The sequence below is a fragment of the Paenibacillus sp. CMAA1364 genome, from assembly GCF_054373195.1.
Genome location: NZ_JBITNB010000012.1, coordinates 22,514 through 34,761 on the forward strand (window position 1 = coordinate 22,514; position 12,248 = coordinate 34,761).

A 12,248-nucleotide genomic window follows, 5' to 3' on the forward strand; every position below is an offset into this window, starting at 1 on the left:
ACTTGGGAGGACATAAGAATGGATCAATTATTACATCATCTTCGAAATCTAGGGTTCACGGAGATGGAAGCTAAGGTGATGGTGGAATTGGCAGGTAAAGGCCCTTCATCAGGTTATGAGGTGGCCAAAAGACTTGGCGTATCACGTTCTAATGTATATGCTACATTGCAACGTCTTTTTCAGCAGGGATATCTCCATGGTAGTTCTGGCGAGCCTGTACGTTATAGTATGATTAAGACCTCAGAACTGACGCGTAAGATTACAGGCCAAATACATGAATCGCTGTCTGTTATAGAGAGCCAGATGCCCAGAGTGGAATCGCAAGATTCACCTTTTCTTTCTATGCAGGGGGATATGCACATTGTATCAACGCTGATTCATAAGCTAGAGAGCGCAGAGAAGGAAATCGTTATCGATGTATCACATGAGGAAGCGACACTACTACGTGATGAGTTAGAGCGTGCTGAGCGTAGGGGGGTGAAGTTACTCTGGACTACAGATGGTGGGGAAACATCCTTTGGTCGACATATGATCCTTCCGGGGATGGATTCATTATTGGTAGAATCCTCGATCACTATGGGACGCAAGTTCTCGTTCGTCGTTGATCGTAAATGGTGCATGATTGGTACGCGAGGAGAAGACGCAGAGACAAGTGCTATGGTAAGTATTCATCCCATGATGACGGAATTATTGCTTAGCCATTTCACGCAAGAGATGGTTCTTTTTGAAATCGAGAAGGATATTGGAGATATGCTTTCGCAACGATATGGTTCTCATTATGAGCAGATATACAAGAAGTATGTAGGTGTTGACTCAGAGACAGATAGTTAGAATATATCATATGATATGGAGGAATGTTGACATGCAAGAGTGTCTCGTTCATTTCGAAGTGAAGCATAAGGATGAAATCAAACAATTAAGAGGGATTATTTTTCTGAATAAGAATCAGCAACCTGGAGACGAGCAACTTGTACAAATGCTCAAAGATATGAATTATAATGTCAGGATCTCTGATTGGGATTCATTACTGTATAAGCCTGTTGATTCTACAGCTGATTACATATCTATTCGTATTAGAGAGCTTGATATGGGCCAAGAACGGTATACGGAAGATAGGGATTTAAAGTCTCTCCTAAGTAACTTTTTATAGATTCATTGAATCTACACAAGAAGTAAGGCTTTACCTCTTTATTTTTTGATGTGTTATGCGTTATAATGCATAGGTTACATTTCACATTTACATCGTCATAACATGCCGTATAGGTGCAGGGATTGGCCTGCATGTCTCTACCCGATCACCGGAATGATTGGACTACGGGTTAATTATATATACCCATTCCTTCGTTCTATTCCATGTATTTGATTGAGAATATAGCACATCATGTGATGGTATGATGATTAACCCGAAGCCCTTAATTTTCCGCTGTAGATAGCGGTGATGAGAGGGCTTCTTTTTGTCTGAGAATGGGGCATCTCGTTAAAGGGAATGGTATGGCTATCATTTTATGCAACAAAGCAAGGATATCATTTAAGGAGGAATGGATATGCAATTACTAAGAGATAAAGTACTAAATGAAGGGATCGTACTCAATAATAATGTATTGAAGGTGGATTCTTTCTTGAACCATCAGATGGATCCGGTATTGATGAAAGAAGTGGGTATGGAGTTCACGCGCAGATTTGCGGATCAGAAGATTACTAGGGTGCTAACGATTGAATCATCCGGTATTGCACCTGGAATTATGACTGCGCTGGAATTAAATGTACCAATGATCTTCGCTCGTAAACAGAAGTCCTTGACGCTCAAACAAGATATCTATGTGCAGAAGGTGTATTCTTTCACGAAGCAAGAGACGAATGAGATTACGGTCTCGAAGAAATTCATTGACCCTACGGATCGCGTATTGATTGTTGATGATTTCCTTGCAAATGGTGAAGCGGCATTCGGACTAGCTAGAATTGTGGAGCAAGCAGGGGCGCAAGTCGTTGGGATAGGTATTGTCATTGAGAAGTCATTCCAACCTGGGCGTCAGCTTCTACTAGAAGCAGGTCACCGTGTTGAATCTCTTGTTCGTATTGCAGCGTTGGATAATGGAACGGTAACGTTTGTAGATTAGATGGGTTGACAACTAGGAGAGAGGAATATAAATATGCAACAACATCATCAACAAAGACAAGATCGTATTTTTCAAAGAAACAGAAATCCGGTTCAGACATTATCTCTAGGACTTCAACATGTATTAGCAATGTATGCGGGTGCAGTGATTGTACCCCTAATTGTAGCGGGACAATTAGGACTCTCTTCACAGCAACTAACGTATCTGATATCTATTGATCTCTTAGCTTGTGGTGTGGCTACGTTGCTACAGGTATTTGGTAATCGATTCTTCGGAATTGGTCTACCCGTGATGCTGGGATGTGCCTTTCAGGCGGTATCTCCAATGATAGCAATTGGATTGAATCAAGGTATATCCGCTATATATGGCGCTATCATAGCCTCTGGTATTTTTGTAATCTTATTCTCAGGATTATTCGGCAAACTGATAGCCTTATTCCCACCTGTTGTCACAGGATCAGTTGTGACGATAATTGGTGTGACACTCGTTCCGGTTGCTCTAACGGACATTGGCGGGGGAGCGGGAGCGACAGATTTCGGAAGTACACTGAATCTATCTCTTGGTTTTGGTGTTCTGTTATTTATTATTCTGATGAACCGATTTACGACAGGGTTTATACGTTCTATATCTGTCCTCATCGGTTTAGTTGTCGGTACTGTGGTATCGGGTATGTTAGGTCATGTTGATCTCAGCCCTTTAAGGGATGCAAGTTGGTTCCAAGCTGTACAACCGTTCTATTTCGGTAAACCGACGTTTCATGCATCTGCTATTATCACGATGATATTGGTAACCATCGTTAGTATCGCGGAATCGACGGGTGTGTTCATGGCTCTAAGTAAAATAGTGGACAAAGAACTTACATCCAAGGATCTGACTCGCGGATACCGTGCAGAGGGGATAGCTATCGTGTTTGGAGGAATATTCAATTCATTCCCGTACACCACCTATTCACAGAATGTGGGGCTTGTCCAAATGAGCCGTGTCAAAACAAGGGATGTCATCGTTGTCGCTGGTGGTATACTCATTGTCATTGGCTTCGTTCCTAAGATTGCTGCATTAACACAACTTGTACCTACCCCCGTATTAGGTGGAGCGATGGTGGCCTTGTTTGGCATGGTGGTCTCATCGGGCATTCGGATGTTGGGAGACCAAGTGGATCTGAACCGCTATGAGAATTTATTCATCATTGCTTGTTCTGTAGGCATGGGTCTAGGTGTAACCGTGGTTCCAGAAGTGTTCGCACAGTTGCCTACAAGCGTTCGTATTCTTGTCGATAATGGTATCGTTGCAGGTAGTGTTACAGCTATCATGATGAATCTTATTTTCAATGGTCTGAAAGGTAATCATTCGATCGAATCGAAAGTATAACGTATATAATATATTTGAATTACATATGGAGGCTAGTCATTCGTTGATATGAATGTCTAGCCTTTTTGTCTTCGGGGATGGATTACTGTTCTTAAGAAGGGTGTTCCTTAGGGGGTCATGATCTGTAGGGAACTTGGAAAGACAATCGAATCGTGGGGGCGATTGGGTAGATTCTCGCCATCACCTAGTGCTAGTCTACTGTGCTCACTTTGAAAAGAAATAGAGGTTCCTCGCAACATGGTGACGCAAGGAAGATGGACATGTTTGCCGTTAATAACAGAAGGGAATAAGCGCAATAATTGCATGCGAGAGCATCCATGCACAATACAGACATCCAATTGACCATCGTTAGGAAGAGCATTGGGAGAGATCATTAATCCGCCACCGTAGGAGACCCCATTAGAGATGGCAGTCATCCAAGTATTCTCATAGGTAGTTGTGGATTGATCGCATGTGACGCTGACCTTGCTAGGTTTATAAGTGAGCATCGTATGAAGAATACCAATAATATAAGCTAATCTTCCTACACGAAAAAGGTTACACCATTTCTTGTACCAACTTCTATTCACATTCTGGGCTACCTTTGCATCGAAGCCGATAGCAAGTGCAGTCAATATGAGGACGCCTGAGGTCGATATGAGATCAACTGTCTGAACTTTTCCATTAAGAATAATTTCTAGAGCTTGGTCCGTATCCAGAGGAATGCCGAAATTACGTGCTGTATCATTTCCAGAACCAGCTGGAATGACGGCTAAAGGTATGCCTGTCTTTTGTAGAATGGGAAGTGTGCTGTGAATGGTTCCATCCCCACCGATAATCACGACAGCTAGCCAACGAGTAGACGGTTGCAATAATTCTGATAGCATATGTTTAGCTTGAATAGAATTCTCAGTGAAGATATGCTGGTACTTAATTTTCCTGGAATGTAATAAGGGTTGTACTTTATTCCACGTACGAAGTCCATGTCCATTACCAGACTTCTTGTTGATGATAAATAAATACATCTCTTTTCCTCCAAATAATGTGATTAGTGTCTTATGATAAATTGAAATAAAAAGAAAAAAAGGATAATCATCCATCCCAACTACTGTAACCTGTGATGAAGTATGATACAATAGGGTTGAGTGATTCAGCTACAATAGTTTTCGGGTATTGAGTTATTAGATACTCGATAGGTTAACGAAGAGTGAGCTCTCCATCATATAATGAATATTACTCCAAGATGTTTCAAGGAAGATCTTTTCGGCATTCTCTTAACCCGAGCTTTTCATTCAGCGTATGGGAGGGAACAATTATGGCAACAAAAGGTCATAACGAAGTCAAGGAAAGTCTAAGGGAAATGACACGTATTTTCCAGCCTAAGGATCCAAAGAAATTCGTAAAGGATTACGTCAGGAAGTATCATATTATGGGAGGATACGAAGAGGAATTAACCTCTGTAGTAGAACATGAACTAGGGCGGATGAACTCTTCTGTATTGTAGTCATTATTATTGAATATTAGGATGTGCCCTTATAGACTGATTTCTGCGGTTTTATACCGTGGAATTCGGTTTTTTTAATGTTATAGAAGGTTCGAAACCTGTAAAGATGGTGATGAATTAGATATGTGACAGTTATGTATCTAACTTCACAAAGTTGGCAAATAAAGATGAATAGATGTTTAGATAGAAAACTAGGAATATATGTGAGAACAATAGAATAAATAAAAACGGAAACCAAAACTGAAAGCGATTACAAATGGCTACACATAGCTACTTTTTTAATATTTGAACAATTTGTGAACTATCCATCAATCATTGACAAAGCAGTACCTTAAACTTATATTAAAATAGGTGATACTTTTAATTGACAAATACATATCTATAGTTAGTTTAAAGGTGTTCTTTGTGATCAATGTTAGAAAAAATATTTCAAATTGCATAAAAAGTGGGGTAGATAATGATGAAAAGATGGCAGGGCATGAAGAAACTTCTTCCTTTGCTAGCAATGTTCACCTTGCTATTGGCAGGTTGTGGACGTGAGGACTTGTCTGTGCTTAGACCGCAGGGACCTGTTGCACAGGGGCAGTACGATTTAATCAAGCTGTCCATCTCAATAATGTTCTTCGTATTAATTATTGTGTTTGCGATTTCAGCGTTTGTACTCATTAAATTCAGAAGAAAACCAGAACACACAGAAATGCCAGAACAAGTAGAAGGTAACTTTAAGCTAGAATTGATATGGACAGTCATTCCATTGATATTAGTTCTTGTTCTAGCAGTACCAACAGTCAAAGAAGTATTTGCTTTTGGTAATGATCATGCTGATGATGAGAATGCTGTGAAAGTGAAAGTAACTTCACATCAATATTGGTGGGAATTTGAATATCCCCAATATGGTATCACTACTGCACAAGATCTAATTATTCCAACGAATAAGCCGATTGCATTTGAGCTGAAGACGGCAGATGTTATCCACTCTTTCTGGGTACCATCACTATCAGGTAAGTTAGATACGAATCCGGATGGCACCATTAATAAGTTCAGTTTCAGTGCTCCCAATGAAGGTGTGTACTTAGGTAAATGTGCGGAATTCTGCGGACCATCACACGGATTTATGGAGTTTAAAGTAAAATCGGTAAGTCCAGAATCCTTTGATAAATGGGTTGCAGCTATGAAAGAGCCAATGATAGCTATAGAAGATCCCGCACTGGCAGAAACATTCAAGAACTCATGTCTATCTTGCCATGCTGTTGGAGATCAAGGAGGCGTGGGTGGACCTAACCTTACAGGAATTGGTTCACGTGAATCGGTTGCAAGTATCTTGCTGAATTCTGAAACGGCTGGAGAATATGCAAATCCAGTGGAACAGAACATGAAGGAATGGCTTCATGATCCACAAAAGGTAAAACCTCGTAATAAAATGCCTTCGCCGAAGGATATGGGGCTTACGGATGCAGAGATTGATGGTATTGCAGCATATTTAGCTAACTACAAATTAGATTATTAAATATCAGCAAGGACTCTAAAGGGGGTACAAACCTTGGCTCACGCACAAAGTGTCAAGCGCTACAAGGGCTTAATGGACTGGTTAACAACAGTTGACCACAAGAAGATCGCGGTCCTGTATTTATTGGGCGGAGGATTGTTCTTCGGTATTGGTGGGATTGAAGCAATACTTATCCGTCTTCAATTGATTAAACCAATGAATAATTTACTCGATGCTCAAACATTTAATGAACTGATTACGATGCATGGAACAACAATGATCTTCCTAGGTGTTATGCCGATTGTATTTGCACTTATGAATGCTATTATTCCGCTTCAGATCGGTGCACGTGACGTTGCATTTCCATTTCTGAATTCGCTTGGTTTCTGGACTTTCCTATTTGGGGGGATTCTATTAAACCTTAGTTGGATTATGGGTGGTGCGCCGGATGCAGGTTGGACTGCTTATGCACCACTATCTGGTACTCAGTACAGTGAAACGCATGGTGTGGATTTCTATACTATTGGATTGCAGATTGCAGGATTAGGAACATTAATTGGTGGAATTAACTTTCTAGCAACGATTATTACAATGAGAGCTCCAGGAATGTCGTTTATGCGTATGCCTATGTTTACTTGGACTTCATTCATTACGTCTGCCATGATTTTGTTTGCTTTCCCAGCCATTACGGTTGGCCTAGTACTCTTATCATTTGATCGGATCCTAGGCGCGAACTTCTTCGATGTTAGTGGCGGGGGTAACCCGATTCTCTGGCAACATATATTCTGGATCTTTGGGCATCCAGAAGTATACATTCTAATATTACCGGCATTTGGTATAATCTCAGAAGTTATCCCTACATTCTCACGTAAACGTCTATTCGGATACAGTTCCATGGTGTTCGCTACAATCTTGATTGCCTTTTTGGGATTTATGGTCTGGGCGCATCATATGTTTACAACAGGACTTGGACCAGTGGCGAACGCCCTGTTCTCCATCTCTACGATGTTAATTGCTGTACCTACTGGAATTAAGATCTTTAACTGGCTGTTTACGATGTGGGGAGGGCAAGTATCCTTTACGACACCTAACCTTTTCGCAGTTGGATTTATTCCAACGTTCACAATGGGCGGTGTCACAGGGGTTATGCTAGCTTCTGCACCAGCAGACTTTCAATTCCATGATACGTATTTCGTAGTAGCTCACTTCCACTATGTTATTGTCGGTGGTATGGTGTTCGGATTATTCGCAGGTCTTCACTACTGGTGGCCTAAGATGTTTGGAACCATGTTAAGTGAAACACTTGGTAAATGGACTTTCTGGACCTTTGCCATTGGATTTCATATGACGTTCTTCATTCAGCATTTCCTTGGTTTGATTGGAATGCAACGTCGTGTATTCACATATCTACCGAATCAGGGATTCGATATGATGAATTTAGTTAGTACGATCGGTGCGCTCTTAATGGGTGTTGGTGTAATGATATTCTTAACGAATGTATTCCTTACATCTAGAAAACCTAAAGGTGTAGCGAATGATCCATGGGGTGATGGACGTACATTAGAATGGACGATTCCTTCTCCACCACCAGAGTATAACTTCAAACAAATACCGCTTGTACGCGGTCTAGATGCCTATTGGAAAGAGAAGGCTGCAGGTCACACAGAGATGACACCTGCTGAACCAGTTGGACCTATCCATATGCCATCACCAACAATCATTCCTTTTGTAATGTCTGTTGGAATCTTCATCGCTGGACTTGGATTTATGTTCAGCAAAGAACAATTCACGAATTCATTTATGAGCCTAATATTTAATAATTGGATTGTTTGTGGTCTAGGTCTTCTTATCACGTTCGGATCCATGCTGCTAAGATCTCACTTTGATGATCATGGCTGGCATATTGAAACAGACGAACTGGAAGAGGAGGGCGTATAAGGATGGCTTCAACACATGTAGACCACGTAGCAGATCAATTACCTCAACATCCTGAGAGAGCAACATTGGAAGGACGTAACAAAATTCTTGCCTTTTGGCTCTTTCTTGGAGGCGAAGCTGTACTATTCGGAACACTCTTCGCCACGTTCCTTACACTTCGTAATCAGACGAATGATGGACCATCAGGATTTGAACTTTTTAGTTTACCATTGACAGGACTTGCAACACTTATCTTGTTAGCTAGTAGTTTGACAAGTGTATTCGCTATCCAAGCTATGCATCGTCATAACCTAGCTTCATTGAAGAAATGGTTGATGTTTACAGTGTTATTGGGACTTGGGTTTCTAGTTATCGAAATCTATGAGTTCTATGAGTACATGATTCATAAAGATTTCAGTATGACGACAAGTGCCTTTAGTTCCGCATTTTACACATTAGTCGGTTTTCACGGTGCTCACGTTATTTTCGGAATATGCTGGATCGGCTTCTTGATAAGACAGTTGTACACAAAAGGGTTAACCGTGGTGACGGCTCCTAAAGTGTATGTGTCAGCGATGTATTGGCACTTTGTCGATGTGGTATGGGTATTTGTCTTTACGGTCGTTTACTTGCTTGGAAAGGTGGGCTAACGTATGGCTATGGATGAACAGATCAAGCACAAATTAGTGAATCGCCGTCCTCGACAAGAAGGACCTCAGAAACATATTGTCGTGTTTATCCTTTCCATTGTACTGACGCTTATCGCATTTGCAGCAGTAGCAGCAGGGGAAGTGAATAAAGCCTTTACGATTACCTTATTATTGGTAATGGCTGTGTTACAAGTATTCGTTCAAATGGCATACTGGATGCACCTGAAGGATAAAGGACATTTGTTACCGATTGTATTCATGTTAGGTGGATTCTTCGTAGCAGGAACTGCAGTTGTTACAGCAATCTTCTGGATGTGGTGGTAAGATAAGAAGAGGTGGCTTACGCCACCTCTTTTTTAAATGAAAAGAAGCACACGAAACACGTTAAGCTAGGAGGATATCACATGCTTGGATTAGAATACTTTAGTTTTGCAGATTTATGGAGTCCCCTATTCTTGGTATTCATGTTATTGATGACAGCAGGATATTTACTTATTGTGGGACCCCTAAGTGAAAGGTTTGCGAAGGAAGAACCACCTGTGTCATGGGTCAAAAAGGCTATGTTCATTGCTGGAATGTTCACACTCTACTTGGCCCAGGGAGGGCCTGTGAGTCTATTAGGTCATATGATGTTCTCATTCCATATGTTGACGATGGCACTGTCGTATCTAGTTGCGCCTCCATTGATTATGATGGGAATGCCAGCTTGGTTATGGCGTGCGATATTGCGATTCAATCCCTTTAAGAAGTTGAAATTTCTTGCCCAGCCAATAGTAGCAGCGCTTCTATTCAATGGATTGTTCTCTTTCTATCATATTCCTGCTGTACATGACTATGTGATGTTACATTTCGAAGTCCATCGTCTGTATTATATTGTGTTATTTATAAGTGCAATGCTGATGTGGTGGACCCTACTTGAACCAATTCCAGAGACTGCAAAAGGGTCTAGTTTGGGCAAAATGGGATATATCTTTTTGAATATGGTATTATTAACTCCATCATGTGGTTTAATTATCTTCTCAAATCATACGTTATATGCGACGTTCAGTGATCCGAATGTCTGGGCTAAAGCGATGGGTTATTGTATTTCTGGAGATACCTCATTCCTGTTAGAGAACTTCGGTGGTCCAACATTCTTTAGCATCATGAGTCCGCTAGTGGATCAACAGGTGGGTGGCATTATGATGAAGTCTATACAGGAGGTTATTTTTGCTTCCATATTAGCCTATGTATTCTATCATTGGTATAAGAGCGAGAATCGCGAAGATGATGATGAGATCATAATAAATAACTTTTAGGCCAATGCTTTCGAAGTTAGTTTTTTACGAAGTATGCCTTGAAGTAACGCTCAAATAACTTTTAGGAGGATATTCATGGATTTATATTTCTTGCTACCGACACTGAGTACATCTTTTATCTTGATCAGTGCCATATTGGTAGCTATCGGTTGGGCTCTTATTATTAAGGGTAAAAAAGAAGCGCATAAGAAGGTCATGATTAGTGGCGCGATCGCGGCAATATTGTTCTTCATTATTTATATGTCACGTACGATCTTCGTGGGTAATACCGAATGGGGTGGCCCAGAGAATCTGAAGGGGTTCTACCAGATCTTTCTGATTATGCATATCATTCTTGCGACCGTTGCTGCCGTGTTTGGGATTACGACGCTAACACTTGCCTTCAAGGAGAAGTTCGCGAAGCATCGCAAATGGGGTAAGGTAACAGCAATCATGTGGTTCTTCACAGCGATTACAGGTGCTACTGTATATAGTCTGTTATATCTTCTGTACCCGGGTGGTCACACGAAGCCTGTATGGGAAGTCATTCTAGGCATTTAGTAGACAAGGTGTCTGAGTTATTATGATGAGACTCATGAAATGAATAGTTGAAATGAAGAGATCCGTCAGTATAACTGCGGGTCTCTTTTTGTATGGATTAAATTAACTTTAAGTCTTGACTAGGCGTAAATATCATAATACACTGTGTATATCGATATACACAGTAAGCACAGTTTGAATGTGACGATTAAGTAATACTTTTTAGAAGTGAGGCGAAATGAGTGGCAATGTTAATAAGAGATGGTTGGATGCTATTCAAGAGAGATATGAGAAGCGATAAATATCTCATTATTTACTCTATATTATTTATGGGATATATTGGTTTAATTCTTGGCACGCTTGTTGTGGAAATGTACGATCCTAAGGATACATTTAATCCATCCGTGGATATTTTATTTCTTACTCTGATTCCGATGTTGGGATTTTATTTCTCGAGACATGCTTTTAAATACTTAACGGAAGATTCATACACACAGATGCTGATCTACTTACGCACATTGCCGATCTCTCCTCAAGTCATTATGTGTTATAGATATATCCAGATGCTCATCGCATTTGCGATAAATGGTGTCATTGTCTTTAGTATCATTTATGGTTTCGGACGATTGGGAACTGGAGTATCGATAGGAGATTATATCTGTTTCACACTAACCTGGATTGGATATGCATTAGCGGTTACAGGAATCTATATTCATCTCGAATTCACATGCAGTGGCAAAAAGTATTTTTGGATGTCTATGGTGATCATGGGAGCTTCGGTAATTGTAGGAATGACCATTCAGTTGTTCGATGGGAACTTGCTGTTATACACATTGAGAATGAGTCAAGAATGGGGTACTCGATCGCCTGTGATGTGGGGTGCACTACTCGTTGGGGTGATTAGTCTCGCTCTAATGCGTAAATTGACCATTCGTAGATTACAAGAAAGAGATCTGTTGTAGATGATGATTACAGGGTCGAGAGACGAGGTGTAGAAATTGTGGATCCCCATTCAGATTAACGAGAATAGCGCGGAGCCGCTATATCATCAGATAAAGACCCAACTTAGAGCGCTTATTATCAATGGACAGATTGAAGAAAATACCCTGTTGCCATCGATCAGAGAATTCTCTAGTTTGTTACATTGTAGTGTGATCACCGTTCGAAGAGTCTATCAGGATCTTGAGAATGAAGGGCTGTTAAGAACGAAGCAAGGAACCGGTACTTTTGTAGCTCCCGTAGAGAAAATGCAACGAGAACTTTTTAGACATAGTGCGGTAAAGGAAGCCATAACGAAGGCCATCGATGTTGGGTTATCCGTTCAATGTAGTGAAGAAGAGCTGAAGGAGCTATTTTTAGAAATTGTAACTTTGAAATATCATCCTAAGAATGGGAAGGAGTGAAGTTTCT

14 protein-coding genes and 1 riboswitch are annotated in these 12,248 nt (G+C 40.7%); of the genes, 13 read left to right on the top strand and 1 reads right to left on the bottom strand.

What is annotated here, in order from left to right; all coding sequences use genetic code 11:
• Positions 1 to 18 precede the first annotated feature (18 nt).
• The 4 genes from ACH8E3_RS09460 to ACH8E3_RS09475 all read left to right on the top strand — a co-directional run bounded on the left by ACH8E3_RS09460 (position 19) and on the right by ACH8E3_RS09475 (position 3,485).
• Positions 19 to 831 (top strand): TrmB family transcriptional regulator, encoded by an 813-nt coding sequence (locus ACH8E3_RS09460; RefSeq protein ID WP_458632381.1) that lies wholly within the window; start codon positions 19 to 21, stop codon positions 829 to 831.
• Positions 832 to 862: 31 nt separating this feature from the next.
• Complete coding sequence (locus tag ACH8E3_RS09465; protein ID WP_458632382.1) at positions 863 to 1,150, top strand: hypothetical protein; 288 nt, start codon at positions 863 to 865, stop codon at positions 1,148 to 1,150.
• Between the two features lie 85 nt (positions 1,151 to 1,235).
• A riboswitch (purine riboswitch) is annotated at positions 1,236 to 1,335 on the top strand.
• A gap of 209 nt (positions 1,336 to 1,544) precedes the next feature.
• Positions 1,545 to 2,117: a xanthine phosphoribosyltransferase gene (locus tag ACH8E3_RS09470; protein ID WP_458632383.1), complete on the top strand. Its 573-nt coding sequence runs from the start codon at positions 1,545 to 1,547 to the stop codon at positions 2,115 to 2,117.
• Positions 2,118 to 2,150: 33 nt separating this feature from the next.
• A complete protein-coding gene (locus tag ACH8E3_RS09475; RefSeq protein ID WP_458632384.1) occupies positions 2,151 to 3,485 on the top strand; it encodes a nucleobase:cation symporter-2 family protein in 1,335 nt (444 codons plus the stop codon).
• A gap of 107 nt (positions 3,486 to 3,592) precedes the next feature.
• Here the strand turns inward: ACH8E3_RS09475 and ACH8E3_RS09480 are convergent, their stop codons facing one another.
• Positions 3,593 to 4,489 (bottom strand): diacylglycerol/lipid kinase family protein, encoded by an 897-nt coding sequence (locus tag ACH8E3_RS09480; protein ID WP_458632385.1) that lies wholly within the window; start codon positions 4,487 to 4,489, stop codon positions 3,593 to 3,595.
• Between the two features lie 290 nt (positions 4,490 to 4,779).
• Between ACH8E3_RS09480 and ACH8E3_RS09485 the strand changes: the two genes are divergently transcribed.
• The 9 genes from ACH8E3_RS09485 to ACH8E3_RS09525 all read left to right on the top strand — a co-directional run bounded on the left by ACH8E3_RS09485 (position 4,780) and on the right by ACH8E3_RS09525 (position 12,241).
• Entirely contained in the window at positions 4,780 to 4,968 is a 189-nt protein-coding gene (locus tag ACH8E3_RS09485) for a hypothetical protein (RefSeq protein WP_458632386.1), read from the top strand.
• 457 nt (positions 4,969 to 5,425) lie between these two features.
• Positions 5,426 to 6,475, top strand: coding sequence for a cytochrome c oxidase subunit II (gene coxB / locus ACH8E3_RS09490; protein ID WP_458632387.1), 1,050 nt, complete (start codon positions 5,426 to 5,428; stop codon positions 6,473 to 6,475).
• 72 nt (positions 6,476 to 6,547) lie between these two features.
• Positions 6,548 to 8,392, top strand: a complete 1,845-nt coding sequence (gene ctaD, locus ACH8E3_RS09495; protein WP_458632427.1) for a cytochrome c oxidase subunit I — start codon at positions 6,548 to 6,550, stop codon at positions 8,390 to 8,392.
• 2 nt (positions 8,393 to 8,394) lie between these two features.
• Positions 8,395 to 9,021 carry a cytochrome c oxidase subunit 3 gene (locus tag ACH8E3_RS09500; RefSeq protein ID WP_458632388.1) on the top strand — a complete coding sequence of 209 codons (627 nt, stop codon included), beginning with the start codon at positions 8,395 to 8,397 and terminating at the stop codon, positions 9,019 to 9,021.
• A gap of 3 nt (positions 9,022 to 9,024) precedes the next feature.
• A complete protein-coding gene (locus tag ACH8E3_RS09505; RefSeq protein WP_458632389.1) occupies positions 9,025 to 9,345 on the top strand; it encodes a cytochrome C oxidase subunit IV family protein in 321 nt (106 codons plus the stop codon).
• An 80-nt stretch (positions 9,346 to 9,425) separates the two neighbouring features.
• The gene (gene ctaG / locus ACH8E3_RS09510; protein WP_458632390.1) at positions 9,426 to 10,319 is read left to right on the top strand and encodes a cytochrome c oxidase assembly factor CtaG; all 894 of its coding nucleotides are present in this window, start codon (positions 9,426 to 9,428) and stop codon (positions 10,317 to 10,319) included.
• A gap of 75 nt (positions 10,320 to 10,394) precedes the next feature.
• On the top strand, positions 10,395 to 10,859 hold the full coding sequence (locus tag ACH8E3_RS09515) for a DUF420 domain-containing protein (protein WP_458632391.1): 465 nt from the start codon (positions 10,395 to 10,397) through the stop codon (positions 10,857 to 10,859).
• Positions 10,860 to 11,080: 221 nt separating this feature from the next.
• Positions 11,081 to 11,800, top strand: coding sequence for a hypothetical protein (locus ACH8E3_RS09520; protein WP_458632392.1), 720 nt, complete (start codon positions 11,081 to 11,083; stop codon positions 11,798 to 11,800).
• Between the two features lie 36 nt (positions 11,801 to 11,836).
• The gene (locus tag ACH8E3_RS09525) at positions 11,837 to 12,241 is read left to right on the top strand and encodes a GntR family transcriptional regulator (protein ID WP_458632393.1); all 405 of its coding nucleotides are present in this window, start codon (positions 11,837 to 11,839) and stop codon (positions 12,239 to 12,241) included.
• The last annotated feature ends 7 nt before the right edge of the window (positions 12,242 to 12,248 follow it).

Excerpts from the sequence above, each read along its gene's own strand:
- ACH8E3_RS09460 (WP_458632381.1), top strand. The coding sequence starts at position 19 with ATGGATCAATTATTACATCATCTTCGAAATCTAGGGTTCACGGAGATG.
- ACH8E3_RS09465 (WP_458632382.1), top strand. The coding sequence starts at position 863 with ATGCAAGAGTGTCTCGTTCATTTCGAAGTGAAGCATAAGGATGAAATC.
- ACH8E3_RS09470 (WP_458632383.1), top strand. The coding sequence starts at position 1,545 with ATGCAATTACTAAGAGATAAAGTACTAAATGAAGGGATCGTACTCAAT.
- ACH8E3_RS09475 (WP_458632384.1), top strand. The coding sequence starts at position 2,151 with ATGCAACAACATCATCAACAAAGACAAGATCGTATTTTTCAAAGAAAC.
- ACH8E3_RS09480 (WP_458632385.1), bottom strand. The coding sequence starts at position 4,489 with ATGTATTTATTTATCATCAACAAGAAGTCTGGTAATGGACATGGACTT.
- ACH8E3_RS09485 (WP_458632386.1), top strand. The coding sequence starts at position 4,780 with ATGGCAACAAAAGGTCATAACGAAGTCAAGGAAAGTCTAAGGGAAATG.
- coxB (WP_458632387.1), top strand. The coding sequence starts at position 5,426 with ATGATGAAAAGATGGCAGGGCATGAAGAAACTTCTTCCTTTGCTAGCA.
- ctaD (WP_458632427.1), top strand. The coding sequence starts at position 6,548 with ATGGACTGGTTAACAACAGTTGACCACAAGAAGATCGCGGTCCTGTAT.
- ACH8E3_RS09500 (WP_458632388.1), top strand. The coding sequence starts at position 8,395 with ATGGCTTCAACACATGTAGACCACGTAGCAGATCAATTACCTCAACAT.
- ACH8E3_RS09505 (WP_458632389.1), top strand. The coding sequence starts at position 9,025 with ATGGCTATGGATGAACAGATCAAGCACAAATTAGTGAATCGCCGTCCT.
- ctaG (WP_458632390.1), top strand. The coding sequence starts at position 9,426 with ATGCTTGGATTAGAATACTTTAGTTTTGCAGATTTATGGAGTCCCCTA.
- ACH8E3_RS09515 (WP_458632391.1), top strand. The coding sequence starts at position 10,395 with ATGGATTTATATTTCTTGCTACCGACACTGAGTACATCTTTTATCTTG.